Annotated in this window: 25 protein-coding genes; 11 read left to right on the top strand and 14 right to left on the bottom strand. The window is 63.3% G+C overall.

Features of this window, described 5'->3' with window-relative positions:
- Positions 1–55: 55 nt before the first annotated feature.
- Positions 56–3025, bottom strand: a complete 2970-nt coding sequence (locus QMG80_RS13980) for an MHYT domain-containing protein (RefSeq protein WP_158658908.1) — start codon at positions 3023–3025, stop codon at positions 56–58.
- Between the two features lie 350 nt (positions 3026–3375).
- Entirely contained in the window at positions 3376–4386 is a 1011-nt protein-coding gene (locus QMG80_RS13975) for an adenosine deaminase (protein WP_085773361.1), read from the bottom strand.
- 113 nt (positions 4387–4499) lie between these two features.
- Between QMG80_RS13975 and hpt the strand changes: the two genes are divergently transcribed.
- Complete coding sequence (hpt, locus tag QMG80_RS13970; RefSeq protein ID WP_085773894.1) at positions 4500–5021, top strand: hypoxanthine phosphoribosyltransferase; 522 nt, start codon at positions 4500–4502, stop codon at positions 5019–5021.
- Positions 5022–5113: 92 nt separating this feature from the next.
- Here the strand turns inward: hpt and QMG80_RS13965 are convergent, their stop codons facing one another.
- Positions 5114–5551, bottom strand: a complete 438-nt coding sequence (locus tag QMG80_RS13965; RefSeq protein WP_085773360.1) for a four-helix bundle copper-binding protein — start codon at positions 5549–5551, stop codon at positions 5114–5116.
- A gap of 218 nt (positions 5552–5769) precedes the next feature.
- Between QMG80_RS13965 and QMG80_RS13960 the strand changes: the two genes are divergently transcribed.
- Positions 5770–6063 (top strand): helix-turn-helix domain-containing protein, encoded by a 294-nt coding sequence (locus tag QMG80_RS13960; protein ID WP_085773359.1) that lies wholly within the window; start codon positions 5770–5772, stop codon positions 6061–6063.
- Between the two features lie 171 nt (positions 6064–6234).
- On the opposite strand, the gene QMG80_RS13955 is transcribed toward QMG80_RS13960, so the two are convergent.
- The 8 genes from QMG80_RS13955 to QMG80_RS13920 form a co-directional block, all read right to left on the bottom strand.
- Entirely contained in the window at positions 6235–6519 is a 285-nt protein-coding gene (locus tag QMG80_RS13955; protein WP_085773358.1) for a hypothetical protein, read from the bottom strand.
- 42 nt (positions 6520–6561) lie between these two features.
- Positions 6562–6999, bottom strand: coding sequence for a YidB family protein (locus QMG80_RS13950; RefSeq protein WP_085773357.1), 438 nt, complete (start codon positions 6997–6999; stop codon positions 6562–6564).
- Positions 7000–7056: 57 nt separating this feature from the next.
- Positions 7057–7365: a hypothetical protein gene (locus QMG80_RS13945; protein WP_085773356.1), complete on the bottom strand. Its 309-nt coding sequence runs from the start codon at positions 7363–7365 to the stop codon at positions 7057–7059.
- A gap of 231 nt (positions 7366–7596) precedes the next feature.
- A complete protein-coding gene (locus QMG80_RS13940) occupies positions 7597–8547 on the bottom strand; it encodes a hypothetical protein (RefSeq protein ID WP_158658907.1) in 951 nt (316 codons plus the stop codon).
- A gap of 603 nt (positions 8548–9150) precedes the next feature.
- On the bottom strand, positions 9151–10107 hold the full coding sequence (locus QMG80_RS13935; protein ID WP_085773354.1) for a bestrophin-like domain: 957 nt from the start codon (positions 10105–10107) through the stop codon (positions 9151–9153).
- A gap of 104 nt (positions 10108–10211) precedes the next feature.
- A complete protein-coding gene (locus QMG80_RS13930; protein ID WP_085773893.1) occupies positions 10212–10997 on the bottom strand; it encodes a cyclase family protein in 786 nt (261 codons plus the stop codon).
- A gap of 126 nt (positions 10998–11123) precedes the next feature.
- Entirely contained in the window at positions 11124–12035 is a 912-nt protein-coding gene (locus QMG80_RS13925; RefSeq protein WP_085773353.1) for a fumarylacetoacetate hydrolase family protein, read from the bottom strand.
- A 188-nt stretch (positions 12036–12223) separates the two neighbouring features.
- Complete coding sequence (locus QMG80_RS13920) at positions 12224–13096, bottom strand: methyltransferase domain-containing protein (protein WP_085773352.1); 873 nt, start codon at positions 13094–13096, stop codon at positions 12224–12226.
- A gap of 206 nt (positions 13097–13302) precedes the next feature.
- Between QMG80_RS13920 and QMG80_RS13915 the strand changes: the two genes are divergently transcribed.
- The 3 genes from QMG80_RS13915 to proC all read left to right on the top strand — a co-directional run bounded on the left by QMG80_RS13915 (position 13303) and on the right by proC (position 15626).
- Positions 13303–13854 carry a L,D-transpeptidase gene (locus QMG80_RS13915; RefSeq protein WP_085773892.1) on the top strand — a complete coding sequence of 184 codons (552 nt, stop codon included), beginning with the start codon at positions 13303–13305 and terminating at the stop codon, positions 13852–13854.
- A 450-nt stretch (positions 13855–14304) separates the two neighbouring features.
- Positions 14305–14808: a type III secretion system chaperone family protein gene (locus QMG80_RS13910; RefSeq protein WP_085773351.1), complete on the top strand. Its 504-nt coding sequence runs from the start codon at positions 14305–14307 to the stop codon at positions 14806–14808.
- The gene (proC, locus tag QMG80_RS13905) at positions 14805–15626 is read left to right on the top strand and encodes a pyrroline-5-carboxylate reductase (protein WP_085773350.1); all 822 of its coding nucleotides are present in this window, start codon (positions 14805–14807) and stop codon (positions 15624–15626) included. The genes QMG80_RS13910 and proC overlap by 4 nt, the downstream gene beginning before the upstream one ends.
- A 138-nt stretch (positions 15627–15764) precedes the next feature.
- On the opposite strand, the gene QMG80_RS13900 is transcribed toward proC, so the two are convergent.
- Entirely contained in the window at positions 15765–16961 is a 1197-nt protein-coding gene (locus tag QMG80_RS13900) for a bifunctional 2-C-methyl-D-erythritol 4-phosphate cytidylyltransferase/2-C-methyl-D-erythritol 2,4-cyclodiphosphate synthase (protein ID WP_085773349.1), read from the bottom strand.
- 320 nt (positions 16962–17281) lie between these two features.
- On the opposite strand from QMG80_RS13900, the gene QMG80_RS13895 reads away from it, so the two are divergent.
- Positions 17282–17746 (top strand): CPBP family intramembrane glutamic endopeptidase, encoded by a 465-nt coding sequence (locus QMG80_RS13895; RefSeq protein ID WP_158658906.1) that lies wholly within the window; start codon positions 17282–17284, stop codon positions 17744–17746.
- Positions 17747–17803: 57 nt separating this feature from the next.
- Positions 17804–18226, top strand: a complete 423-nt coding sequence (locus QMG80_RS13890) for an MAPEG family protein (protein ID WP_085773347.1) — start codon at positions 17804–17806, stop codon at positions 18224–18226.
- A 26-nt stretch (positions 18227–18252) separates the two neighbouring features.
- Here QMG80_RS13890 and QMG80_RS13885 read toward each other — a convergent pair whose 3' ends face one another.
- Complete coding sequence (locus tag QMG80_RS13885; protein WP_199769007.1) at positions 18253–19467, bottom strand: lipase-like domain-containing protein; 1215 nt, start codon at positions 19465–19467, stop codon at positions 18253–18255.
- A gap of 594 nt (positions 19468–20061) precedes the next feature.
- Between QMG80_RS13885 and recJ the strand changes: the two genes are divergently transcribed.
- The 3 genes from recJ to QMG80_RS13870 all read left to right on the top strand — a co-directional run bounded on the left by recJ (position 20062) and on the right by QMG80_RS13870 (position 24142).
- Positions 20062–21897 (top strand): single-stranded-DNA-specific exonuclease RecJ, encoded by a 1836-nt coding sequence (recJ, locus tag QMG80_RS13880; RefSeq protein WP_085773345.1) that lies wholly within the window; start codon positions 20062–20064, stop codon positions 21895–21897.
- A 426-nt stretch (positions 21898–22323) separates the two neighbouring features.
- Positions 22324–23262 carry a septal ring lytic transglycosylase RlpA family protein gene (locus tag QMG80_RS13875; RefSeq protein WP_085773344.1) on the top strand — a complete coding sequence of 313 codons (939 nt, stop codon included), beginning with the start codon at positions 22324–22326 and terminating at the stop codon, positions 23260–23262.
- Positions 23263–23434: 172 nt separating this feature from the next.
- Positions 23435–24142 carry a class I SAM-dependent methyltransferase gene (locus QMG80_RS13870; RefSeq protein WP_085773343.1) on the top strand — a complete coding sequence of 236 codons (708 nt, stop codon included), beginning with the start codon at positions 23435–23437 and terminating at the stop codon, positions 24140–24142.
- 56 nt (positions 24143–24198) lie between these two features.
- Here QMG80_RS13870 and QMG80_RS13865 read toward each other — a convergent pair whose 3' ends face one another.
- On the bottom strand, positions 24199–24606 hold the full coding sequence (locus QMG80_RS13865; protein WP_085773342.1) for a VOC family protein: 408 nt from the start codon (positions 24604–24606) through the stop codon (positions 24199–24201).
- Between the two features lie 414 nt (positions 24607–25020).
- Between QMG80_RS13865 and QMG80_RS13860 the strand changes: the two genes are divergently transcribed.
- Positions 25021–25725: a class I SAM-dependent methyltransferase gene (locus QMG80_RS13860; protein ID WP_085773341.1), complete on the top strand. Its 705-nt coding sequence runs from the start codon at positions 25021–25023 to the stop codon at positions 25723–25725.
- The last annotated feature ends 13 nt before the right edge of the window (positions 25726–25738 follow it).

The following is a 25738-nucleotide window of genomic DNA, read 5'->3' as shown; positions in this document are numbered from 1 at the left end:
ATCGCGCTCTAAACATCAACAATCGCAGGCTCTACAATCGCCAGACCAAGCGAATTTAGCCGGGATGGGGCGCGCACGAGCGATCTGCGGCGCAACGAAGCAGGACGGCAACGAGCTCGTCCAGGTCGATGGGCTTGGCGAGGAAAGCGGTGGCGCCCGCCTCCGTCGCTTGGCGACGCTGCTCGGCCAGAACCCCGGCGGTGAGCACGATGATTGGCAAATGCGCGAGGCCAAGCTCCTGTCGGATGGTCCGCGTGGCCGCTAATCCGTCCATGACCGGCATCTGCACGTCCATGAGAACGGCGTCGAAATTTTCGTTCTGCGTGCTTAGATATTGCAAGGCTTGTTGACCGTCTCCGGCAAGTACGGCGCGGGCGCCTTCCCGATTGAGCATGCGTTCCACGACCTCCCGGTTCATCCGACTGTCGTCGACGACGAGGCATCGCAATCCCGAGAGCCGCATGCCGTGCCCATGCGAGGCAGCGGCGGGCGCCAAGTCTGTCGCCTGCGTCTCGGCCGAGCGCTCAAACAACGCTTCGAACCAAAAGGTGCTGCCAGCGCCCGGCGCGCTGTCGAGACCGATTTCTCCCTGCATCATCTCTACCAGCCGCTTACAAATCGAGAGCCCCAGGCCCGTGCCGCCGAAACGACGCGTGATGGCGCCGTCAGCCTGGGTGAAGGGCGTGAACAGGATTGCCTTTTGTTGCGGAGTCAATCCGATGCCGGTGTCTTGCACCTCGAATCGAAGGCGGACATGAGAGGACGTGATCGATCGCGCTTCGACGCGCAAAGTGACTTTGCCGTTTTCCGTGAACTTGATGGCGTTGCCGACGAGGTTCATCAGAACCTGCTCTAACCGCAACGGATCTCCAATCAGACCGCCAGCAAAGACAGGCGGCTCTGCGATATGGAGAGCGAGCCCTTTATTGAGCGCGGTCACCCCCAGGAGATTGGCTATCTGGGTCAGCAACGGCGCAAGCTCGAACGGCCGGGAATCGAGTCGCAACTGCCCGGCTTCGATCTTCGAAAAGTCCAATATGTCGTTGAGGATCTGGAGCAGCGACTGGCCGGCCTGGCGCAGCCCGCGCACCATCGCCAGCTGTTCTTGCGAAAGCGCTTCTCCCTCCAGGAGCTGCGCAAGTCCGAGCATCCCGTTCATTGGGGTGCGAATTTCATGGCTCATATTCGCTAGGAATTCGCTCTTGGCCGCGCTGGCGGCGGCTAAAGCGAGAGTCCGTTCTTGGACTTTGCGTTCCAGATTGGCGTTCAAATCGCGCAGCGCGCTTTCGGCTCCTTTGCGTTCCGTAACGTCGGCGACGGTGGCCTGCACAAATCGCTCCTCGTCGGTCGTAAAGGAGGCGAGCGCGACCTCAATGGGAAAAGTGGAGCCATTCTTGCGCCGACCGAGCAAATCATTGCCGCTCTGGCCCATTGCCCGGGATCTACGATCCCGAAAAAAGCTCTTTTGGAGAAGCGCGTGCTTTTCACGCACAGGTTCCGGGACGAGCGTGTTTAGCGGATGCCCAAGAAGCTCCGACGCTTCATATCCGAACATCTGGTCCAGCGCCGCATTGGTCATCTTGATGCGGCCTTCATCGTCGACCAGCAAGAGTCCGTTCGGACTGGATTTTACGATGGCTTCGAGCAACGACTTATTGCGCTGCAGCTCCCGGGTCCGGTCCTGGACGAGCTCCTCGAGATGTCGTTTGTATTTTTCTATCGTTTCGGCGGCTCGCTGGCGTTCTAGCACCCGCCCAATCTGGGCGCCGACGTGTGCCATCACCTGCAGCAAAGCGAAGTGGGGCTTTTTCGTGCTCAGAGAAAAGAACGCCAGCACTGCGCCGACCTCGTTCCCGACGAGCACGGGAAACGCAAATCCCGACTTGATGCCCAGCCCTTTGGCGAGTTTCGCCAGCATGAGATTCGGCGACTGTGCGATATCCATGGTCCAAACAGGCTTGCCGGTGGCGAGGACCTGACCCAGCAGGCCGACGCCGGGCGAAATCCGCAAGAGCTCCGTCTCGCGTGAGAATGCGATAAAGCGCTCGTCATCGCTGGCGCGCCAGATTTCAGTAAGCCTGAAACCATTCGGGGTCTCGCTGTCCCGAAGATAGGCGTGGCCCAGAGGCCAGCCGGTGAAGGCGCAGACCTCCCCGATAGCCGATTGAAGGGCTATGTCGATTGTGTCCGCCTGATTGGCCGACACGGCGACTTCCTGCAAGAGATGAACAGCCTGGTCCGCCGCCTCCAAGCGGCTATCGACCAAGGTCACAAAAATCGTTAGCGCCGCGATGAGAAGCGAGGCCGTGCCTGTCCAGCCGCCGAGGTACTGTGGATCCAAGCCCCCGGTGAGGTCGATTGGAGCGCCGTCGCTAGGGAAAATATGCGCCGCGGCCATGCCGGTGTAGTGCATGCCGGCCACGGCGCAACCCATGAACAATGCGCCCCCGAACTTATGCCAGCTGAGAAGCGCGGTTCCGCTTTTGGTCGTAACCAATGAGCCGGCATAGGCCGCGACGATGGCGAGCGCCACCGCGACAAAGACAGAAAGGACGAGGAGAAAGGGATCGAAAAGCATTCTGGCGTCCATCAGCATGGCCGCCATGCCCGTGTAATGCATCGCGGCAATGCCGAGCCCCATCAGCGCGCCGCCAATCATCAGATTCGATGTGTCGATCAAAGATCGACTGATGAGCCAAAGCATAAAGCCGCTCGCCACGATCGCGGGAACCGTCGACAACAAGGTGATGCGGACGTCGTAGGCGACTGGGATCGGAAGCCTGAACGCCAGCATGCCGATGAAATGCATGGTCCAAACGCCGACGCCCATCGTGAGCGCCCCGCTCAGCAGCCACCAGAATTTGGCTGTGCTCTTTTTCGTTGTGGCGATGCGTCCTGCGGCGCTCAGCGCGGCATAGCCCGCCAAGCAGGCGATAATGACGGAGGCGAGAACCAACAAAGGATCATAGGTGTGAGAAAGCTCGCTTGCCGGATCGCGGCCGGACTCGAGAAACCAGGACGGCATGCTAGCGGACCCATCTTCCATGACAGAGAGAGTATGCGGCGCTATCGCCGTTGCCGCTAGGGAATTTTCTTCGAGAGAACCGTTAAGGCGTCGCCCTTGGCGTGATCTTGGCCATGCACGAGACGTGCGACGATAAGGCGTGCAAGCGCAGCTTTTAGCTCAGCTCTGCGTTGACTCGCGCTGCGTCTCTCGCTTTGCGTCTCGCTGCGACCGGGATCAGTTTCATCGAATCGTAAATCCAATATCGTACGCTAGCCTTGCCATGACATTTGCTGTTGGCGCGGTCGTCGGCGCAACACGACGCTCTTCTGGCTTCGGGGCGTCGGGCAGAGCGCCAGCCAGGCAACCCGCTACTCGACCCAATGCGCTTGGTGTTCGTCGACGCGGCGCGTGAGCGCGCGTTTCTCTTCCTCTGGCAGAAACGCCGCGTGGAAGGAGTTGCGCGCGATGCGTGCGAGCTCATCGTTCGAGAGCCCCAGCGCCTTCTGAACGGCTCTGTAATTTTCGTTGATATAGCCGCCAAAATAGGCCGGGTCGTCCGAGTTGACCGTGACGAGCAAGCCGTTGTCCAGCATCCTGCGCAAAGGGTGGTTCCGGAGATCGGCGACCACCTGCAATCGCAGGTTCGAGAGCGGGCACATGGTCAGCGGCACGCGCTCTCGCGCAAGGCGCTCCATGAGAGCGGGGTCGTCCGCGGCATGGTTGCCGTGGTCGACGCGGGCGACGCGCAGCACGTCTAACGCCTGGCGGACATAGTCTGCGGGACCTTCCTCGCCCGCATGGGCGACTGTCAGCAACCCTGCGTCGCGCGCGCGATCGAAGACTTCCTTGAACTTCACCGGCGGGTTGCCCCGTTCCGCCGAGTCGAGGCCTACGGCGATGAGGCGGTCGCGATAATGTAGCGCCTGCTCCAATGCGGCCTTGGCTTCGTCGGCGTCGCGATCGCGCAGAAAGCAGGGGATCAGCCGCGAGCTGACGCCCAATCGCTCACGTCCGTCCTCCAGCGCGCGCCAGACGCCTTCGAATGCGGTCTCGAAGGCGACGCCACGGCTCGTGTGGCCCTGCGGATCAAAAAATATCTCGGCGTGAAGCACGTTTTGCGCATGAGCTTTTTCTAGATAGGCCCAGGTGACGTCATAAAAATCTTCTTCGGTTTGCAAGACCGCCATGCCTTGGTAGTAAAGGTCAAGGAAGTCTTGGAGGTTGCCGAAATCATAAGCGGCGCGCAGCGACTCGACGCTGTCGTAACGCAAATCGACGGCGTTGCGGGCCGCCAGCCGAAACAGGGTCTCGGGCTCGATTGTCCCTTCTATATGCAGGTGCAACTCGGCTTTCGGCAAACCTTCGATGAAGTCTGTCATAGGAGTGTTTCCGGGGCGGCCGGCCTCAAACGCACCGCGCTCTAGCTCGGCGGAACGGGACGGCAATGGCGATCGAAGGGCATATGTCTCCGCGGCGAAGCGAGGAGGTGCGGATGGCGAGCATACGCGTTCTTTTTCGCGAGGCGGAAATCGCCGCGCGCGTCGAAGCGCTCGCCGGCGAAATTGTGCAAGCGATTCCTGGCGATTTCGTCATGGTCGGCCTTCTCAAAGGCGCGGCTTTCTTTGTCGCCGACCTCGCTCGCGCCTTGGACCGCGCCGGCGCCTGTCCCGAGATCGAATTCCTGCGGCTGAGCAGCTATGGTCTCGCCACGGCGAGCAGCGGCGAGGTGCGTCTCTTGGGTGACCTACCGAGCGGCATCGAAGGACGGCGTGTGCTTCTCATTGACGACATCGTCGACACGGGCCGCTCGATTGCTTTTGCCGCCGCCTCATTGCGCGAGCGTGACATCGGTGACCTCTGGACCTGCGCGCTGCTCGACAAGCCGCAGCGAAGAGAGGTCGAAGTGCGTATCGATTTCATCGGTTTTCAAATCGAGGATGTGTTCGTCGCCGGCTATGGCGTCGACCACGCGGAGAAATATCGCCATCTGCCTTACATCGGCATCGTGGAGTAATAGTCGTGGAGCAAGGCGGCGGAAAAAGCGAGTCGCGCGTTCGTCGCTCTCGTTGAGCGAAGGGCGCGCGACTCGACGTCGCTGCGCTCCCGTCAGGCGGCGACCTTGTGGCACTCGTCCGCGCAAGCCTTGCAGGCGTCGCCGCAGGCCTTGCACTCCGAGTATTGCGGGAACTTGTCGCATTCCTTCTTGCACGCCAGGCAAATGTCGGCGACGGTCTTGGCGAAAGCCGGCGTGAAGGACGAATTGACAGCGGCGAGCGTTTCCAGCGCGCGGCAGGCGGCGATGAGGTCGTAGGAAGCCTTCGTGCAGTCGGCCATGCTCGCATCGTTCATCGACAGCATGCCGAAACAGTGACGCAAGCAATTGTCACCTTCGAGGACGCATTTGCTGGCCGACTCGCTCAAGGCCTTGTATTTCGGCGGATGCATGTGCTGCACGCCCGTCGCGGCCTCTTCCGCAATTGCCGGCACGGCTGACAAGACAGCGGCGGAGGCGCAGAGACTCGTCATAAACTCACGACGTTCCATCGAAAATTCTCCCCTTTTAGCTGGCCTGCTCAATTGAACAGGCGCCAGCTAGGTACAGCATCACACTTAGAAACGCGACTCTGACGGGCAAGCATGCGGCGGCAGCGCGCTTCGTCACGAAGGGTCCACCTGCGCCGCGTCGCTTGCTTGGGCAACTGATTTATGATAGAAATTCTATTAAATAGGCTGACGATGCAAACTGCAGGAAGGAGAAAGCTGTGGTTTCTGTCAGACAGGTCAAGGCGGCGCGGGCTTTGCTCGCGTGGTCGCAAAGCGCGTTGGCCGAAGCTTCAGGCGTCTCGGAGCCGACCGTTGCGCGTCTCGAAGCCCAAGAGGGTGATCTTGGCGGACGCGCAGAGACAGGCGCCAAGATTATCGCCACGCTCGAGGCGGCGGGCGTCATTTTCCTTGCCGAGAACGGGGAGGGCGCGGGAGTCCGGTTGCAGAAGCAGCGGGGTTCGGCTCCCATCTCAATAGCCGTCGAGGATCTGACCGCTGAAAACGACGAGTGAGAGGCGTTCGCCCTTGGATTCGACGCGCGGGCGCCCTACCTGCTTACCAGACCTCCTTAGGTAACCTCGGCCCGACCCGGATCCGGTCGGGCCGATTTTTTTGCGTCGACGCGGCGCCCTTGGGCGAGAGAGCCAAGTCTTGGGCGAGAGAGCCAAGTCTTGGCGCCGCTCTCATTTCGTCAAGCGGCGTAGATTCTTGCGCACGCGCTTTTCGTAGACGCTCAGGGCGCGCTTCGGCGCCAGATGCGCCTTGCCCGAGAGCACGGCTCGCGCCGCAGAGACGCTGGCCTGCTGGGCCGCGCGGACCTTCTCCTCGACCATGCGCCGACTCTCCGCCTTTGCGCCGGCGCCCGATGCGATTTTGGCGAGCCGCATGGCGATGACGAGATTGGCCTCGAAGCCCATCCTCACGGTATCGGCGAGAAGTCCGGGCCAATTGGGACGTTTGCGCGCCATCTGGCCGCCCCGTTTTGCAAGTTGCGTGCGAGCGAGAACGAGCTACGCGGCGGGCGGAAGTTTCCCGCCCGGCGTTGATTTATCGACCGCCGTCGGAAGGTGCTCCGCGAGATATTCGGCGGCCTGATCGATCGGGACGCCCGTCGCAGCGGCGATCTTCTTCAGCTTTTCCGATCCCAAGGCTTTTTTCACGTCATCGGCGTTTATCGGCAGATTCGAGCCGTCGCCGATCCAGGATTTCACCTGCTGTCCATAGCCGGTCTGTTCAAGCTCGGCGGCGACGCCCTCAATCCCGCCATGACTTTCAATGTAATGCTGCACGACCGCGAAAGCTCCGGCGCCGATGACGCCGCCGAGTATTCCATCCAACAATCCCATGTTTCCGCTCCCTGAGTTGCTTCTCCAAGTGTGCGCGCGTACTGAAGGTCCTCGACGAGAAGCGACATTAGCGTTTGGCTTCAGCGTTTGGCTTCGCGACATTCGAGAACCATTGCGCAAAATTTTCCCGCCACTGCTCTGAGCGCCCGGCAGGCGTCGTCACGCAGCCTTTTTCATGAGGGAATTCTTGATGAGACCAACGATCACGGTGACGATTGCGCCCGTCACGCCGCCTCCGACGGCCTGGCCAGCCGCGGCCGCAATGTCGAAGCCGCCCGGCGCCGAGGCGGCTCCTGCGAGAGCGGGGATGACCGCTTGCAACAATTGGCCCCCGATGCCGCCGCCGACGGCGCCGCTGATGGTCTTGGCGATGGGACCGAGATCGATGTTTTTGAGCAACCCGCCGGCGGCGTTGCCGCCGATCGCGCCCGCGATGAGCTGAATGGCTAAATCAGTGAGTACGGACATGTCTCGCCTCCTTTGATATAGCGGCGGTTGCTCCGCTCCCTCAACCTGCGCCGAGCAGGATGATCGCGATCCATAATAGCGTAATGACTTCGAACATCAATTTCGCCCTTTACCTTCGATGGGTCAACCAGAGTATAGATAAGCTTAAGAGGGTTCTCCTCGGATCGAAAAGCCTCCGCCGGAGGCGTCCGGCGGAGGCCGCGCAGCGCGCACTGTTTCAAGTTGAGCGGATTACGCCCACAGGCGGCGCAGCGCGGCGCCGATGTCGCCCGTCCTGGCGCTCAATCCCAAGAGGATCAAGAAGCCGAGGCTGAGGATTCCCGCTCCGGGGACGGGCGCGGGGCTCGCGAGCTCCACCACCACCGAGTTCAGGTTGGAAACCCACCGGCCATGCTTGCTGTCATTGGGGGAGAGGGTTCGCGCGATCGCGTCGGCAGGGAAGTCGCTGCCGGTGGAGGCATAGGCGAGAATATTGTTCAAGCTCCCGCCAAACGCCGGATCCAACTCCGCCAGGGAGTAGGTCACGACATATCCGTCCGTGGCCGTAAACTCCACGATCTGACTGGTCACCGAGCCCGGCTGGCTCGTGTTGACGAAGTTGAACAACGGCGCGCCCGTGTAGGCGCCGCCGCCCGCTGAAACCTGCACCGACGGGAGATTCTCGAGAGCGGTAATGTCATAGGAGCCGGCGCTGTTGGTCAGCCCGGAAAGCGTCACAGCCGTCGATTGGCCTCCTGGTCCTGCGGCCGCTGGCGCCCATCCGATCACCAGCTGCGTCAGATTGGACACGTCCCGGCCCGAGGCGCCCGGATTTGGATCGATGAGCGAATAGTTGCCGCCACTCACGGAGATGTAAGGCGCCAGATTCGTGCCGCCGAAGCTCGGATTGAGCTCGCCCAGTGAGAAGACGGACTCCGTGCCGCCGCCGAAGGCCATCACATAGCCGCGCAGCTGGGAGTTTTTGCTGTTGAAGCCCACCGGGGTCGGAATCGCGGCGCTGCTTACGATGTTCCACAAGCTCTCTCCCGGCGTCGGCGTGACCGAGCTGGGCAGGCCGGGGCCGTCGACCGCCAACTGGGCCTGCGCGGGCGCAGCGGCCATGCTGAGGGCGCCGACGGCGAGCGCCGCCGGCAGCGCGCACGCGATCAACCGTCGGAGGCGTTGCGAAGATCTCTTGTTCATTCCGGGCTCCATTGCTCGACGCGCGCCGCCGGGGCTCGCGGCAGGCGTCGGCTTGAAGTTGGTGTTCGACATCGTGGGTCTCACGTCCCCTGACGGCGCCTTGTGCACCCCGCTCGACAGCAGGGGACAGTCGCTATTTATTTTATTTATATGACGTAGCGTCGTCGTTGACAATGCAAAATCGAAACCAAACGAACTATTCCTGCGTGCTTTATAAATATAATGGCTGCGTTTCTGAAGCTTTTCCTCGCGCTAAAATGCGCCAGCCTTTGGGGGGAGGCTCTTCTGACGGCGCCTTTCTCAAAGGCGTCGGTCGCGCGCACTCAAAAGTGGAAATATTGGGCTGACTTTCTGCGTAATCGATCTGTAGATGATCTGCTTCGCGCTCAAGCTAAAAGGGTTTCTGGTTGGAGCAAAGCTGGGAATTTGTGCAGATCCGATTTTCTCGGACGGTGTTGCAATTATGTCACAGCGAGCAGGATCGCGCCTCTCTCCGCAGCAGAAAACTAGGCCCCTTAAGGCCGTCGGCCGGAGACGAGGCTGACGAATTTCTGGACATTATCGCCCGCCATTGCCGCCGCAGTCGACGCCGAGCGATCTGCTTCAGCGGAGATGTCGTTTGTTGCGGCTCGCTCTGTACGAGGCGTTGGAAGCGGCGGGCTTTGCGGAGGGGGGCCGGACTTCCTCTGGCTTCGCCGAGAGTGTCGGCGCGCTATTCGATGTCGCTTGCGATCTGGCCGAAGGCGGCTCGGGGTTGTTCGTCGTCCTATCCGCCCTCGGCAACGTGTCATAAACGAGCGCGATGGACTCCGGGCCGACGCTCACCTCTCCACGAAAGGCGTTGTCCATGGCGACGGTGAGGAAAATCACGGCGGCGAGCATCGACGCGAGGATGCCGCCGAGGATCAGATGGACATGCAGTTCCATGTCCAGCAACCAGATCAAGGCGATGCTCAGCAGAGCGCCAAAAAGGACCACTTCCCACACCGTGGCGGGCAAACCGAGGGTGACATTCGCCAGCCGTTGCCGGCGGAGTTCTAGAAGGTGATTGAATTGGGTCAAAGCCTCCACATGGATGATTTCCTCGCTCTTCTTGCTTGGCTCGAATGCGAACAAAGTCGTCCCGAGCGCGTTAACGCGTTCGGTGCCGCCATTGGGGACAACGCCCTTGCGTTGCTCTGGCCAGTCGTCCTCGATCGTTTGGCGGGTGTATTCTCGTAATTGATCCAACAATTGGCCCCGAATAGCTTGGGGATAGGCGCTGAGATCGCGTGAAAGCGCTCCAATGCTGCCGGCTTCCTTGTCGACAAGGTCGATCGTGTTGGAAAAATTCTGATAGCTGGCTACGGCGATGAGGCCGATCAAGAGGCCGAAGAGCGCGAAGTACCCCGTCAGCGCCAAACCCACCATATCGTTGGTGCGTCTATCGCTGTGGATCCGGGCATGAATGGTCGCACGGGCAACAAGTATGCCGCCCCAGGTCAGCGTGACAAGCACGCCGACAAACAAGAGACCCATCTGCCAGCTCGGGTAGTCATAGACCCAATACATCGTGAACATGATGAACAGCCTCGTATATTTTGGCGAGGTTCAAATCTCCAGAGCGGGATCGTGGACCGCGCCGCCCTTTGCGAGATTGATCTGCTCGCGGATCGTTTCGCTCTTCACGCGTAAAGGAAAGCCACGACGCGCGCCGGCGCGGCGGATGCGGCCTTGAGGCGCAGCGGAAACACCGCGACGTCGAAGCCGTGGGTCGGAAGCTGATCGAGACCGCGAAGCTGTTCCATTTGCCAATAGGGCTTACGCCGCCCGACGAGATGTCCCTGCCAAAAGATCGTCGCGTCGTTCTTGGCCTTGGCGTCCTTGATCTGATTGCGGAAGGGACGATCCCATCCCCATTGGTCGACGCCCATCACGAGGACGCCTTTGTCGATCAGCCATTCGGTGGCTTGCGCGCTCATGCCGGTTCCGCTTTTCCAGTAGTCTTTCGTTCCCTGCAGCCGATCGCGCCCGGTCATGATCAGCGCGATGACGCCCGGCCCGAGCGTCGCCCCGCTCGCGGCTAAGCTCGCCTCCATGTCGGCGACGGTGATCTCCTCGCCGTCCTCCTTGTGGCGCATGTCGAACACGACGCCGGGGCCGAAGCAAAGCTCGAGCGGCATCTCGTCGATCGAGGCGGGACGGCTCCCGTCGGCGAGCGTCGGGCCGTAATGCCAGGGCGCGTCGATATGCGTCGTCGAATGCACGCCCATCTTGGTGATCGTGTCGTCCGCCCAGCCTGCGAAATCCCTGGGGAAGAGCCGGAAGGGAAGCCCCAGCAGCCGCACGAGCCAGCGCGCCTTGCCATGCGCATAATGCTTGATCTTCACGCGCATGAAGAATGGTTCGTTCGGATTGTCGAAGATCTCCTTCGAGAGATCGACGATGCGCTTGGGGCGGACGGCGGTCATGAGGCCTCTTTCCATGAGAACCGACTTGTCATTGCGCTCCAAGACGGGATGCGCGCGAGCTTGTCTCGCAGCACATCAACCGCAAGAGCGCCATGCGAGACGTCGACGACGCCTGGGTCCGTCACTTTACCGATCCCGCTCGACGATTTCATGCGCGATCTCGCCGACGCCTTCGATCACGAGGCGCAGGCGGTCTCCGATTTTCAGCCAGCGGCCGATCTCCATGCCGCTGCCGCCGGTCGGCGTGCCGCTACCGAAAAGCTCGCCGGCGAAGAGCGGCTCGCTTTGCGAGACGAAGGCGAGCGCCTCCCCGAGAGAATAGCGCATGCCGGCAAAATTGGTCTCGGCGACGCGTTCGCCGTTGATCTCGACATGCGCCTCGAGCCGCGGGAGGCGCGGCAGGATCTCGTCCTTCGTAACCGCCGTCTGCGACATGGAGCTCAAAAAATGCTTAGCCTTTTGTGGGCCGAAGCCGCTCTGCATCTCGTCGCGCTGCACGTCGCGGGCGGAGAAATCGTTCAACACGACGAAAGCGCCGATCGCGGCTTCCGCCTCTTGCGGCGTGGCATTGAAGAGCGGAGCGCCGAGGACGAAGCCCAACTCCAACTCGTAATCGAGCGCTTGGGAATAAGCGGGCGCCGCGACCGGCGCGCCGCTTGGGACGAAAGAGAGCGCGTTTCCCATGTAATAGATCGGCTGGCGGTAATAGAGCGACGCGGGCCTGAAGGCGGGAAAGTCACGGCCCGTGAGCGCTTCGTAGGCGCGCGCGAGGCGAAAGGCGCGCGGCGCGAAGCGCCTCGCCCAGCCGCGCGCGGCGTCGATCGCGTGGCGCTCGAAGAGCATGAAGTCGCGAAAGGAGAGCGGCTGGAAGGGAAGCAGCGGCAGGGCAGGGGAAAGACCGCGCTCCCTGCGCTTTGCGAGCTCCCATTCGGGCGAGAAAACCGAAGACGGCGCGTCGATCTTGCGCCATTCGTCGTTAATGCGCGCTTGCGTCTCAATCGAGCTGCCGTCAGGCGAGAGCACGCGATGGAATTGCATGTCGTGCTCCTGGAAATGGGGACCGGACGTTAAGCAAAAAAAGCGAGTTCGTGGGGCGCGGGGTCCCCGCCGAAAGCGGCGCGCTTCGCGCATCCTTAACAAAGGCCGCCGCTCGCCAGGCTCGCCGCCATCAGACGAATGGCGCAAGCTGCGCCTGCAGCGCTAGGGGAGGACCGGGGACGGCGCGCCTACTTCCCCTCCCTCGCAGCCTTCACCGCATCCTCGAGCCGCATCTCCGCCGATCCAGGCTTTAGCGGCTTCTGCTGGCTCTCATGCGGCGCCCAGCCGGAGAGCCAGACGATCTCGATCGTCGCGCGCACGCGGCCGTCGGGATCCGAGAATTTTTGGGCGTAGATCTCTGCGGCGCGCAGCAGCGCCCTTCGCGGCAGCGGGCGGCGCGCGCGCAAGACATTTCCTGCGCCCATCAGATGAAGCTCCGCGCAGAGCGCGAGCATCGAGTCGTAGCGCAGGGTGAAGCTGTCCACATCCGTCACCGGCAGCGCGAAGCCTGCCCGCTGCAGGAGGGAGCCGAGATCGCGCATATCGACGAAAGGCGAAACGCGCTGGCTCGCGCCGCCCGAAATCTCGCTCTCGGCTTCGATGAGCGCCTGGCGCAGCTCGAAAAGGCTCACGCCGCCGATCATGCAAGCGAGGAACAGCCCGTCCGGCGCCAGCGCGCGCCGGATCTGCGCGAAGGCGCCGGGCAGATCGTCCACCCATTGCAACGCGAGGCCCGAGACGACGAGATCGAGCGAGGCGGCCGCGAAAGGCAGGGCCTCTTCGTCCACGACGAGCCGCAGGCCCTGTTCCTCTGGTCCCAGCGCGAGCGCGGCGCGCATCGGCGCCGGACGTTTCGGCGTCGTGAGCGCGCGCGCGAAATGCGGCGTCGGCGTGCCGAGATCGAGCGCGCGCGGGAAGGGACGCTTGATCGCAGACAGACGATCCTCGAGGTCGTCGGCGGCGCGCGCGATGAGAAAATCCGGCGCGCGCTTGTCGAGGGCGCGAGAGAGCCTTCGGCGCAGAAGCCTGCGATCGAAGAGGCGAGGCGGGGGCTTTTGCATGGCGTGAGATCGATCTTGATGGGAGCGAGGCTCGGAGAGCGGACGGCAGTGTTGCGACGGCGCCACAGTAAACGAAAACTTAGGGTTACCGGGTAACCGGGATCGCATTTTAATTTCGACAAAAGCATGGCCGAAGTTAGAATGTCTCCTACCTTGAAGGTTTAGCCCGCAGCGTCGCGGGCTTCGGGTGATGGAGCGGGGCGATGATGGTGACGAAGCTCGTTTTGCGCGCAGCTCGGTTGCGCGCGCTCAATCTCGCGCTGGCGCTGGCGACGGTCGTCGGCCTTGGCGCGGCTGCACCGCAAAAGGCTGAGGCGGGCGCCAGGGTCTCCTTCCTCGACTCGGTCGCGCCGGGCACGATCGTGATCAGCGCTCATCAGCGCCGTCTTTATCTCGTGAACGGCGACGGAACCGCCATGTCTTATCCGATCGCCGTGCCGAAGCGCGGCAAGGAATGGTCCGGCTCTACCTATGTCGCTTCGATGCATGCGCATCCGGACTGGTCGCCGCCGGAGGCCGTCAGGCGCGATCATCCAAACCTCCCCGACGTCATTCCCGGCGGCTCGCCGCACAATCCCATGGGCGCGCGCGCGATCGTGCTCGAGCGCAACGAGGTCGCGATCCACGGCACGACGAACAAGATGCGCGCCTCCATCGGCTCCGCCGCATCCTATGGTTGCATCCGCATGCGCAACGAGGATGTGTCAGACCTCTATAACCGCGTCAGCGTCGGGACGCCGGTGATTATGGAGCCCTGAGGCGGTTCCCAAAGCTGGGCGGCGATTCTTTGTCGTCGTGTTCAGGCCGACACGCTCTGCCTGAGAAGTTGCCGAGCGCGTCCGATTCCGAGCGGCGGAATACACGACCGCGCTCCCTGTCCTGCGCAAAATTGGCGGCGCGGTCCGAAGGGCCCGCGCCCTTTCCTTTTGGGGCGGACGCCGCCGGGGCCGTTATCCCCAAATCTTGCTTGTGGAGCGGAGCCTCGCCGACTTTACCTAGAGCGGCGAATCCAGCAGGCTCCTCCAAAGACGGAAGCGGCCGGGGGCAAGGTTTCGGAAAGTTCGCCTAATCAAGATTTTCCGAGTATTATAGTCGCAGTGAAGACGATTCGAATGTCGTCGCGTTCCGCTCGTTAGTAGATCGAGCGACCGCACTGCGCCTCTTTCCTCCGCCGTCGCGTTCCAAGACCTAGAAACAAGGGTTGGCACATGCTCACCGCAGCCGAACAGGACACGATCCGCTCGCAACATCCCGTCGACGTGGTGGAGCAGCTCGCCGCCAGCAACGACTGGGTCTTCGACCGGGAGGAGGAGGATGAGATTGCGATCTCGGTCACGGGGCGCTGGACAGAATATCGCGTCGCTTTCACTTGGCTCTCCGACATCGAGACCCTTCACCTTTCTTGCGCCTTCGATCTGAAGGTTCCTGAGCGGCTGCGCGGAGAGGTCGGCGCGCTCGTCGCGGCGATCAACGAGCAGCTCTGGGTCGGGCATTTCGACGTCTGGCGCAAGGAGGGCGTGGTGATGCATCGGCATGGGCTCATGCTCGTCGGGGGCGCCGAGCCCTCGGGCGCGCTCTGCGCCGCTCATCTCGACAACGCGCTGCAGACCTGCGAGCGCTACTATCAGGCGTTCCAATTCGTGCTCTGGGCGGGGAAGAGCGCCCGGGAGGCGCTTGAGGCCGCGAGCTTCGAGACGAAGGGCGAAGCGTGACGCAGACGGCGGAAAGGGTTGTTTTCCTTGGCGCAGGCAAGATGGGCGCGGCGATGCTCTCGGGGCTCGCCCGCGCGGGCGCGCCGGGGTCCGTCGAGGTTATAGAGCCGCACCCGAGCATCGAGCTCGCGGCGCTTTGCAACGCTCAGGGCTTCGTCCTTTGCTGCAGTCCCCCCGCAGGAGAGCCGCCGGCCGGTACAGTGCTGCTCGCCATCAAGCCGCAGATGCTCGAAAGCGTCGCGCCGACGTTCTCGGCGCTGGTCGGGCCGGAAACGCTCGTCGTCTCGATCCTCGCCGGCAAGCGGATCGCCGATCTTTCCGCAAGGCTTGCCGCGAAAGCCTTCGTGCGGGCCATGCCCAACACGCCGGCCGCGATCGGCCGCGGGATCACCGGCGCCTTCGCCAACGCCGAGACCAGCGAGGCGCAGCTCGAGGTCGCGCAGCGCCTTCTCGAGGCGGCGGGCGATGTCGTCTGGGTCGAGCGCGAGGAATTGATCGACGCGGTGACGGCGGTCTCGGGCTCGGGGCCGGCTTATGTTTTCCTGCTTGCCGAATGTCTGGCGGCGGCGGGCGCCGCGGCGGGCCTGCCGGAGGATCTGGCGGCGCAACTCGCCCGCGCGACGGTGAGCGGGGCGGGGGAGCTCATGCATCGATCACCGGAGCTTTCGCCGGCGACGCTGCGCGAGAATGTCACCTCGCCAGGAGGCACGACCGCGGCTGCGCTCGCCGTGCTCATGGCGCAGCAGGACGGGCTTGCCCCGCTGATGGCCAGCGCAGTTGCGGCCGCCAAGCGCCGGGCGGCGGAGCTGTCGGGGTAGGAGCGAGAACGGCCCTGTCCCCTCCCCCGCCATCGCGGGAGAGGGGACCCTAACGATCGGCCTTCCGCGCTGTTGACGGGAGCGCCGAGTCCGCTCCCTCTCCCGCTTGCTGGGGAGGGTTGGGGAGGGGGAGCTCCCTCACCCCGGCAGGCGCACGGTCGCCGTCGCCATCGCCGCGACGCCCTCGCCGCGGCCCGTAAACCCCAGCTTTTCCGTCGTCGTGGCCTTCAGCGCGACGCGATCTTCCGCAACGCCCATGATCTTCGCGAGGCTCGCGCGGATCGCGTCGCGATGCGGGCCGATTTTCGGCGCCTCGCAGATCACCGTCGCGTCCACATGGGCGATCATGCCGCCGCGCGCCTTCACGCGCTCGACGGCGTGCTGCAGGAAGATCGCGGAGGCCGCGCCCTTCCATTGCGGATCGGAGGGCGGGAAATGCGCGCCGATGTCGCCCTCGGCCAGGGCGCCGAAAATCGCGTCGGTGATCGCATGCGCGAGCACGTCGGCGTCGGAGTGACCCGCGAGCCCCTTCGCGTGCGGAATGGCCACGCCGCCGAGATAGATCTCAGCGCCCTCGGCGAAGGCGTGCACGTCGAATCCCTGGCCGACGCGCACATCGGGCAGGGCGGCCAGAAGCTCGTTCGTCGCGCGCAAAAAATCCTCCGGCGTCGTCAGCTTGAAGTTTTTGGGGTCGCCCGCGAATATATGCACCGACGCGCCCGCGTGCTCGGCGACCATGGCGTCGTCGGTGAACTCGACCTTGGAGCCGGCGCAAGCGCGATGCGCGGCGAGGATCAGCTCGAAGGAAAAGGCCTGGGGCGTTTGCACCCCGCGCAGCCGGGCGCGCTCCGGGGTCGAGACGACGCAGCCCATGGCGTCGACCTCCTTGATCGTGTCGCCGATCGGCACGCCCGGCGCCGCCGCGCCGAAGTCGCGGGCCGCGTCGATCGCCCGCTCGATGAGCGAGGCGTCGGCGAAGGGGCGGGCCGCGTCGTGGATCAGCACGATCTTGGGCGGAGTCTCGAGGCGCGCCAGCGCCTCGAGGCCGTTCCTCACGCTTTCCTGGCGCGAGACGCCGCCTCTAGCGGGATCGGCCAGACGGCGGCGCGCCGGCTCGGAAAGCTCGGCGGCGCAAGCGTCGAAGGCCTCCCCGTCGTCCGCGTGAATGACCGTCTGCAGAAGAGCCGAGGGCGCAGCGACATGCAGCGCCTCGAGCGTGCGCGAGAGAAGACTCTTGCCCAGCAGCGGCCGATATTGCTTGGGCGCGCCCGCGCCGGCGCGGACGCCGCGTCCCCCGGCGACGACGAGAAAGGCGAGAGAAGAGAGGGCGTTCATGCGCGAAAGCCTTGTCGCCTTTTCGCAGTGACGTCAATCGTCAGCGCCGCGCCGCCCAGCCCCGCTCGGGGCGCATTCTCGAGAGAGCTGCGCTGGCGTCGCGAACGTGGTTATGTTCAAAAATGCAAGGCGCTTTTCTCGCAACGCTCTGTCTGGCGCTCTCTGGCCCGCTTCTCGTGGCGGCGGCGACAAGGAGCATGGCGCGGCGAGGCGCGCTAAACCTTGCGAATATAGGGGCTCAAATCCTTTTGGCGGCGATAACCGCGGCTGCGATTCTCCTCTGCCTTGGCCCCCTGCACAAAGCGTTGGCCAGCATTGGCTTGTCGCTCCCGACCTGGCGCACGCCGCTACTGGCCTTGGCGCTCGCCGCATCCTTCATTTGGTTCATCGGCCCTTGTCTGGCGAAGGGGCGCGAGTGGCTCGGAGCCACAGGCTTCGAGCAGGGATTTGCCGAGTTGCGGCAACTTCGGCTCTCCACGCTCGTCGCCGCCGTCCTGGTTGTCGCGACGCTCGAAGAAGCGCTCTACCGAGGGGTTGGTTATAATTTGCTGATGGAATGGGTCGGGCCCGCGGCCGCGCTCGTCCTCGTGTCCATCGCATTTTCCATCGCCCATATCCCCCTCTGGGGGATGGCGCCGTCGCTGACCATCGGCCTGCTCGGCGGCGGCGTGTTCACCGCGTTTTACGCGGCGACCGGGGATTTGTGGGCGAACGGCCTGGCGCATATCGCCGTGGATATGGTCGGAATCGTCATGCCGTTACGTGATCGCGATAGAGCGCGCTGATCCAATCGCTTATGCTAGCCGCCATCCGCTGGCGGATCGGATATAGGGGGCCAATAGATGCAGCACAGCACGCTTTTCGCGCCGATCATTGCGCTGGTCCTGTGGACCTTCGTGATGTGGGCATGGCTTTACGCGACGCGCATTCCGGCCATTCGCAAAGGCCGCGTCAAGCTCGATCCCGAGCAGACGAAGGAGGCGTTCAACGCCCAGATTCCCGCCCAAACGCGATGGAAAGCGGATAATTACAATCACCTGCTCGAACAGCCGACGCTTTTCTACGCGGTGGCGTTAACGCTCGCGATGCTCGGCGCCGGAGATCTCATCAACACAGCGCTTTCCTGGAGCTATGTGACGCTGCGCGTCGCGCATAGTCTCGTGCAAGCGACCACGAACATCATCCTGCTGCGCTTTTGGATCTTTGCCGCGTCATCCCTCGTCCTGCTTGCCCTCACGCTTCGCGCCGCGGCGCTCGCCTTTTAGAGCTTGCCGCTTCGCGCTTTCGTGGACTATTGGCAAGCCGCTCGAGCGGCGAACTCCTCCGCCTCCTCCCCCAGCGAAAGCAGACGCCAATAGAGCTTCGTGTAAAGCTTCCGATGCGCCTCGCGCTGAGCGGCCGAGGTGCGCGTCAGCGCGCCATGCACCGGATCGAGATGGTCGAACTTGCGGCCTGTGGCGTCTTCGAGATTCTCGTAAAACCAGCCGCCCGGTCCGAGTCGATCGTTTAAAAACACGCCCTCGCCGCCAATCGGGTGCCGTCCGGCCAAGAAGGGATAGCGCTGCGAGATCGTATTGACGCAGCCGTCATTGGCCCGCCATTGCTCCATCGTCAAATCGCCCTCGCCCCAGCCGTCGATCGGCGGCGCCGCAAACTCCCCACGATGGCAAATATAAAGGCCGCCATAGGGCTGTCTCACGATCATCGCGAGATCCGGCCGTTCGACCGGCGCGAGGAAGGGCAGGCGCCGCCCCGGCGACGTCGCGCAGGCGACGAGGGAGAGATAGTAGCTTTCCTCGAAGGTCTCGCAGTGCTCGAGCGTGCGGCGCGCGCCGTGCAGCGTCATGTCGTGGAGAAGATTGTCGTCGCTCGCCGCAAATCGACCGAAAGCCGCGCGATCCGACCCCTCGCCCATCCCGGTCCACTGGTCGAGATGGAGATCGAAGAGCGGCGGCGAGCCGAAATGCAGCACGCGCGAGAGCAGCGAGAGAGCCTGGCCGACCAGGGCGCTGGGGCGCGCCTGCAGGCGACCGGTCGCGTCATTGCAAAGGTTGTAGGCCAGCGTCGAGCCGTTGAGCGCGCCGGCGATGGAGACGATCCCCTCGATCCAATTGGCGTTGGAGCCCACGCCCCAAAAATCCTGCGCCAGGAGCTTCTGGAAGAGCAGCGCGGTCGGCGCGCCGGCGCTGTGGCCGATAAGGATGACGGGATTGTCCTCCGACCAATCGCTCAGGAAGCCGCGCCCCGTGAAGTCGCGCGAGAAACGCGCATGGCCGGCTTCCTCGCTATGCGCCTCGCCATAGTCGATCCGCGTCCCCTTGATCTGGGCGAAAACCTCGCAGGCGCGATCGTGCAGCGAGCTGATCGGGCCGCATTTCGCCTCGAAGACGCGGAAGGGGGATCCCATTTGGCGCAACGCATCGCCCCAATAGGGATAGAGGCCGCCGAGGTCCTCGGGTCCCCAGCCGCCCATGCCATGAATGAAGACGATTGTTCTCGCACGCACCGTCGTCGGCCTCCCAGCCGGGTAAATGCGCACGGGGCGCTCGGGTTTAAAGGGAAGGGGCCCATTCCTACGCAATTCCCTTGATAAGATTGGGCTGAGGGGCAAGGCGTTCAAGGGCCGGCGTCGTCGGCCGCATCGCTCGATTCAGGGAGAATCATTTGACAAAACTGTAGCTTATGTAAAAATTGCACGCCTCATGACGAATCAGCGCAGCGCATGGCTCGGCGCCGGGCTCTTTTGAAGAGCGCGCCACGTTCTCTTGTAAGGGGCGCGGCGCAGATTTTAAGAGCGCCGCACGAATCGACTAACTCAGCACGCAACCAATTTTCGAACGCACGCAATTATTAATAAGTCGTTAATGGGGAGCCTGGCCCTTTGGGACTATGCGCGTCTTTCGTGGCGTCCTCCGAGATCCCGGGTTGCATCGCTCCCGGCGTCGTGAGGGAGCAGGACGAAGTTTACGAGGTCCTTGCCGACCACCGAGAGTTCCGCGAATTGTCGTTGCGGGTCTGAGCGCTTTACGCGGCGAATGCCTCCCCTTTGTCTAAACAAGGAGGCATTCGCCGCCATTGACCCGGACGCCTCCCGCTCGCCATGCTCCGCCTGTCTGATTCTGGAGCATATGGCGTGGCGTCTCTTAAGATCTCGGAAAGCTTTCTCGGCGTCGAAGCCTCCGTGATGGGGCGACGCTGGTCGTCGCGGCTCACGCGCGAAGGCGAGGGGCTCGCCGAAGCGCTCAGCACGGCCCATGGCTATGACCCGCTCCTCGCCCGCGTGCTCGCGGGGCGCGGCGTCTCCGTGGAGGCGGCGCCGGGCTACCTTGCGCCGAAGCTGCGCGATCTGCTGCCCGAGCCTTACAGCTTGCTCGATATGGAGGCGGCGACCTTGCGGCTCGCGGAGGCCATCCAAGCCCGCGAGCAGATCGCCATTTTCGGGGACTACGACGTCGACGGCGCCTGCTCCTCGGCGCTTCTCGCCGAATTTCTGGTCGCCGCCGGGGCGCCCGCCCCCTTCATTCACATTCCCGATCGCATCACCGAGGGCTACGGCCCCAACGTCGAGGCGATCGAGGCGCTTGCCGAACGCGGCGCGACGCTGCTCGTCACCCTGGACTGCGGCACGGTGAGCTTTGAGCCGCTTGCCCGGGCGCGGGCGCTCGGCCTCTCGACTCTCGTCATCGACCATCATCAGGCCGCGGAGGCGCTCCCGGATGCGCTCGTCGTCAATCCGAACCGGCAGGATGATCTCTCGGGGCAGGGGGCTCTCTGCGCCGCGGGCTTGGTCTTTCTGACGCTCGTCGCGGTTTCGCGCGAATTGCGCAAGCGCGATCATTGGGCTTCGCGCGAAGCGCCCGACCTGCTCGAGGCTCTCGATCTCGCGGCGCTGGCGACCGTCGCGGACGTCGCCCCGCTTACGGGACTCAATCGAGCCTTGGTCGCCGGAGGGCTCGGCGTCATGCGGGGACGCCGACGCCTAGGCCTCGCGGCGCTGATGGACGCCGCCCGAATGGATGGGCGACCGAGCGCCTGGCGCCTGGGCTTTGTCTTGGGTCCCCGAATCAACGCCGGGGGGCGGATCGGCGACGCCGGACTCGGGGCGAGGCTGCTTTTGGAGCGCGACCCAGCCGCCGCCCTGGCTGGCGCGCGCGAGCTCGACCGGCTGAACGGCGAGCGTCAGGCGCTCGAAAAGGCGACGGTCGCACTGGCGATTGACGCCGCGGAGGAGGCGTTGGCGCGCTCCAACCGGATCTCCTGCCTCGTCCTTGGCGCCGCAGATTGGCACCCAGGCGTGCTCGGCCTCGTCGCCGCAAAGTTAAAGGAGAGGTTTAAGATTCCTTCATTTGCACTTAATTTTAAAGGAGAAATAGCTTCTGGTTCAGGTAGAGGTTTAAGTGGCGTCGATCTGGGAAAAGCAGTCCGGGGCGCTGTCCAGAAGGGGCTCGCCGAAAGAGGCGGCGGCCATGCGATGGCGGCCGGCGTGACGGTCGCCCGCGACAAGCTCGACGCCTTTCGCGACTTTATGAATGAGACTCTGGAGAGCGACGTCGAAACCGCGCGGCAAGCGGAGGGGCTTTGGCTCGACGGCGCCGTGACCGCGCGCGGCGCTTCTCTCGAGCGCCTGCGGCTCATTGAGCAGGCCGGCCCATACGGGCAGGGTAACAGCGAGCCCGTCTTCGCCCTTCCGGCGCATCGCCTGGCCTTCGTGGCCCCGGTCGGCGACAGCCATTTGCGCGCGCGCTTCACCGCTGGCGACGGGGCGGGGGTCGACGCCATGCTCTTCCGCGCGGCCGACACGCCGCTCGGCGCCGCGCTGAGCAAGGGTCGCGGCGGCGCCTTCCACGTCGCGCTGCGCCTGTCAGTGGGGGAATGGCGGGGGACGGAGAAGGTCGACGCGCTGCTTGTCGACCTCGCGCCCGCATCGAGCTCGTGAGGAGGCTCCGGGTTCCGGCGCCTTGGAGAGCGAACAAGCAGCCTGATCCTTCGAGCCGGCCTGGGAGCCTCCAGAGCATGTCACGGAATAGTGCGAAGCGGTTTTCCGGTCAGGACATGCTCCAATCTTTTGATTTGGCGCGATTCCTTATCGCTCGAACGATTCCGTTCGAGCGATAAGGAATCGCGCTAAGCAAGACGATGGGCGGCGCCGTTTCACCCGATTGGCTGCCCTCGCCCCAATTCCACCCGAATTTGGGAGCCTCCTGTCCCGGTTAAGGATTGGGAAGGCATGTCTCCCCAAAGCCTTAGAGGATTAACGTCCAGGTAAAGCGCTGGCCTCAGCTTAACGAGGGACGTTGGAGAGACGCCCGCGACGCTCCTTGAAGGGCTCGGGGCGACATGTGCGCAATGGGAATGGGACGGCATGACCCCGATTTTGGTAAGGTGGCGGTCCTTCGCCGCAGATGCGGCTCCTTTCCAACCAAGCCCCAAGCTGGTTGTCTGCCTCGCCTTCTCGACGCTGCTTTGCGGCTGCGCCGGCCAGCCCGCCCGGGACTTCGTCCGAGAAGCGCAGATTGATCCGCGCTATGGCGTGCGCCCCAGCCCGCGCGTCATCGCGGAGGGCGAGGAGGTGCCCGAAGGCGGCGGCCATTATCAGCTCGGCAAGCCCTATCAGATCGCCGGCAAGACCTATTATCCGAGCGAGAAGCCTTATAAGGCCACGGGTCTCGTCTCCTGGTACGGCTCGGATTTCCATGGCCGCCTCACCGCGAATGGCGAGGTCTTCGACCGCAACGCCGCCTCCGCTGCGCATCCGACCATGCCTTTGCCCAGCTATGCGCGCCTGACCAACACCCAAAACGGCTATTCGATGATCGTCCGCGTCAACGACCGCGGCCCCTATCACGGCCATCGCGTCATGGACGTCTCGCAGCGCGTCGCCGAAGAGCTCGATTTCCATCGGGTCGGCACCGCGCGCGTGAAAGTCGAATGGATCGGCCGCGCCGACATTAACGGCGGCGACAAGGCGATGCTGCTCGCATCCGTCCGCACGGACGGATCGCCGGCCTCGCTGCCGCCGCACGGCGGGCCGCTGACCCAATTCGCCGAGCGGGCCCGCGAATCCGTCGTCGCTGCGGTAGAGCAGGGGGAAGACCACCTGCGTTCCGTCGTCGACCGCCAACCCGAGGCTTCGGCAGCCGCGCCGGAAGAAGACGAGGCGCCGACGCCGCCTCGCCGTCCGGGCGCCGCGCAAGCCGCCGAGGGCGTGCCGGTGAACGCGCCCCTGCCGCCGACGCGCCCCTTCGCGCTCGGCCGCGCGCCGACCAAAGCGTCGCATCACACGAAGCTCGCGCAGCGGTAGGCACCGCTCAAAGTCGCGCCCCTAAATTGGACGGCGCCCTTAAGGTGATGTTCCGCCAGCCGCCGTCGTCCGCGGCTCGAAGCGGAGCCGGGAAGGGCGTGTCGCTGCTGTTTGGCCTCAACCCATGCGCGATTGGGCGCGTGTCGGCTGCGCGTAATGAGCTTCGAAGACCATGCAGTCCCGACAATTTAACGTGGCGGCGCATTTCGGCGAAAGCCTCGCGGCCAAATACGATCGTCGGATTCGCTCGTTTTGTCCGAGCTACGACGCCCTGCACCAAATGATTGTCCCATGGCTCCAGGGGCTGCCTGAAGATTCTACCTTTCTCTCGGCCGGCGCGGGCACAGGCGCCGAAATTGCCACGCTTGGCCAGAGTTTTCCTTCTTGGCGCTTCGTCGCTGTCGATGCTTCGCTTGAAATGCTCAACGCCTGTCGGCGCAGGGCGAGCGAAAGCGAGATGACGGACCGCATCGAGTTTTTCCACGGCCGGCTGCAAGAATATCAGTCACCGATGCGGGCTGAGGCCGCATCCTCGATCTTTGTGTCCCACTTCATCAAAGGCGAGAAAGAAAAGCTCGCTTATTTCCGTGCTATCGCGACGAATCTAAAGCCTGGCGGCTTGCTCATCATCGCTGACCTATTTGGAGACGAGAGTTCACCCGAATTTGCACAGTTATTAAACGCATGGCTGCTGTCCTATGCAGCGCATGGGGTGTCTGCGGAGGAATTGGCGCAAGACCGCAGCCACATCGACAGAGACGTCGATTTCATCCCGGAGAGGGAACTTTTTTCCCTCCTAGGCGAGGCGGGGTTTGAACGCCCCTTGCGGTTCTATCAAACTTATTTGTTTGGCGGTTGGGTCGCGTTGAAATCCAAGTGAGACGCGGGCGATACCGTCCGGTTCGCCCAGGCGATCCTCCCTAAAGGCAGCGTGATCTAACGTTCTCCTGGACCTTTGAGCTCGACGACATTTCCCTCCGGGTCCGTGATGTAAAGAGAGGGACCCGTGCCTTCAGCGCCATAGCGAAGGGCGGTAGGCCCGGCTTCCACGCCCTTGGCTTCGAGATGACGGCGGATGCTGGACTCATCAAAGGGATCGACGCGGAAGCACAAGTGATCCAGATTCCGGCCTTCCTTCCCCGGCGCGGCGCCTCCAGCCCGCCCAAGTTCCCCATCCACAGACACAAGATCGAGAAGAGAGCGGCCCGCTCTCAACTGCATCAGGCCGAGCGCTTCCTGTCGCCGTTCAATTGTGCATCCCAGAACATCGCAATAGAACTTCAGCATTGCGTCAATGTTCGCAACACGCAGCACGAGATGGTCGATTTCTCGGATCTGGATCATGGGGGATGCTCCTCGCGTGGCGGTCAAGCGGCAGTTCCTTCGTTTGTCATTTGACCTGCATTCCTTCGGAATCACTCTATTCGACGGACCGGCGCCTCGTTGAGGCTGCGAGCCCAGGCCCGCAGGGAGCCGTTGGCGAACCGCTGTGCTAAAGAGTGATTTCGCGGTCGCCCCCTAACTAATCATAGCTTTTTTTGAAGCGTCGTTGACAGGGAAGCGTTCGACGGGCATGAGGACGGCATGGTCGATGTCGCGAACCCCTCGATGTTTTATTGGTGGCGCTCCTACCGATAGGAGCGGCGCGTCGCCATGAGTCGACCCATGCCGCTGCGATGACGCCGGCAGGGTTCTAAATCCCTAAAAATTCCTTCCATCCCGGCGATATGGCGGCGGCGCCTCCAACAGGAGAGCGCGATGAAATTATCCAGCATCATACCCTGGGGCCGGAATTTCGACGAGTATCGGACTATGTTCGCTCTTTCCAGCGCAGACCTGCAGGGTCGCGTGCTGGGGTGCGGCGACGGGCCGGCGAGCTTCAACGCCGAGGCCGCGGCGTCTGGATTCCGCATCATTTCCATAGACCCGCTCTATGTTCACACCGCCGCGGAAATCGAAGCGCAGGTCCAAGCGACATTCGACGCCGTAACGTCTCAGCTGCGCGCGCAGAAAGACCAGTACCTTTGGGAGCGGTTCACCGATCCGGACTCGCTTGGCGAAGCGCGCCGGACGACCATGCGACGATTTCTCGACGACTACGAGAAAGGCGAACAGAACGGCCGCTATGTTGCGGCCTCATTGCCGCAGTTGCCCTTCTCCGATGGGAGCTTCGATCTCGCCCTGAGCTCTCATCTCCTGTTCTTGTACTCGGAACAGCTGCCCCTCGCTGCACATATTGCGGCAGTCCGTGAATTGCTCCGAGTCGCGAGGGAGGTCCGCATTTTTCCGCTGCTGACCTTGTCGGGCGAGCTGTCCCCACATCTCCAACCGGTGTGCGCGGCGATGCGCGGTGACGGATATGACGTCGAAAAGCGAAACGTCGACTACGAGTTCCAGCGCGGCGGCAACGTCATGCTTCGATTGCGGCGGGCTTCCGAAACGCTCGACCGAGCCGAGTCCTGACTGACAGCGAAGA

This window comes from Methylocystis bryophila (assembly GCF_027925445.1).
GTDB classification, from domain to species: domain Bacteria; phylum Pseudomonadota; class Alphaproteobacteria; order Rhizobiales; family Beijerinckiaceae; genus Methylocystis; species Methylocystis bryophila.
This window is presented reverse-complemented; position numbering and strand designations above follow the sequence as displayed.

Coding starts and splice junctions, on each gene's coding strand:
- QMG80_RS13915 (WP_085773892.1), top strand. CDS start 13,303: ATGGTGACGAAGCTCGTTTTGCGCGCAGCTCGGTTGCGCGCGCTCAAT.
- QMG80_RS13955 (WP_085773358.1), bottom strand. CDS start 6,519: ATGGCGCGCAAACGTCCCAATTGGCCCGGACTTCTCGCCGATACCGTG.
- QMG80_RS13925 (WP_085773353.1), bottom strand. CDS start 12,035: ATGCAATTCCATCGCGTGCTCTCGCCTGACGGCAGCTCGATTGAGACG.
- hpt (WP_085773894.1), top strand. CDS start 4,500: ATGGCGAGCATACGCGTTCTTTTTCGCGAGGCGGAAATCGCCGCGCGC.
- QMG80_RS13860 (WP_085773341.1), top strand. CDS start 25,021: ATGAAATTATCCAGCATCATACCCTGGGGCCGGAATTTCGACGAGTAT.
- QMG80_RS13980 (WP_158658908.1), bottom strand. CDS start 3,025: ATGCCGTCCTGGTTTCTCGAGTCCGGCCGCGATCCGGCAAGCGAGCTT.
- QMG80_RS13910 (WP_085773351.1), top strand. CDS start 14,305: ATGCTCACCGCAGCCGAACAGGACACGATCCGCTCGCAACATCCCGTC.
- QMG80_RS13875 (WP_085773344.1), top strand. CDS start 22,324: ATGACCCCGATTTTGGTAAGGTGGCGGTCCTTCGCCGCAGATGCGGCT.
- recJ (WP_085773345.1), top strand. CDS start 20,062: ATGCTCCGCCTGTCTGATTCTGGAGCATATGGCGTGGCGTCTCTTAAG.
- QMG80_RS13945 (WP_085773356.1), bottom strand. CDS start 7,365: ATGTCCGTACTCACTGATTTAGCCATTCAGCTCATCGCGGGCGCGATC.
- QMG80_RS13870 (WP_085773343.1), top strand. CDS start 23,435: ATGCAGTCCCGACAATTTAACGTGGCGGCGCATTTCGGCGAAAGCCTC.
- QMG80_RS13890 (WP_085773347.1), top strand. CDS start 17,804: ATGCAGCACAGCACGCTTTTCGCGCCGATCATTGCGCTGGTCCTGTGG.
- QMG80_RS13950 (WP_085773357.1), bottom strand. CDS start 6,999: ATGTCGCGAAGCCAAACGCTGAAGCCAAACGCTAATGTCGCTTCTCGT.
- QMG80_RS13930 (WP_085773893.1), bottom strand. CDS start 10,997: ATGACCGCCGTCCGCCCCAAGCGCATCGTCGATCTCTCGAAGGAGATC.
- QMG80_RS13940 (WP_158658907.1), bottom strand. CDS start 8,547: ATGAACAAGAGATCTTCGCAACGCCTCCGACGGTTGATCGCGTGCGCG.
- QMG80_RS13935 (WP_085773354.1), bottom strand. CDS start 10,107: ATGTTCACGATGTATTGGGTCTATGACTACCCGAGCTGGCAGATGGGT.
- QMG80_RS13920 (WP_085773352.1), bottom strand. CDS start 13,096: ATGCAAAAGCCCCCGCCTCGCCTCTTCGATCGCAGGCTTCTGCGCCGA.
- QMG80_RS13965 (WP_085773360.1), bottom strand. CDS start 5,551: ATGGAACGTCGTGAGTTTATGACGAGTCTCTGCGCCTCCGCCGCTGTC.
- QMG80_RS13900 (WP_085773349.1), bottom strand. CDS start 16,961: ATGAACGCCCTCTCTTCTCTCGCCTTTCTCGTCGTCGCCGGGGGACGC.
- QMG80_RS13865 (WP_085773342.1), bottom strand. CDS start 24,606: ATGATCCAGATCCGAGAAATCGACCATCTCGTGCTGCGTGTTGCGAAC.
- QMG80_RS13975 (WP_085773361.1), bottom strand. CDS start 4,386: ATGACAGACTTCATCGAAGGTTTGCCGAAAGCCGAGTTGCACCTGCAT.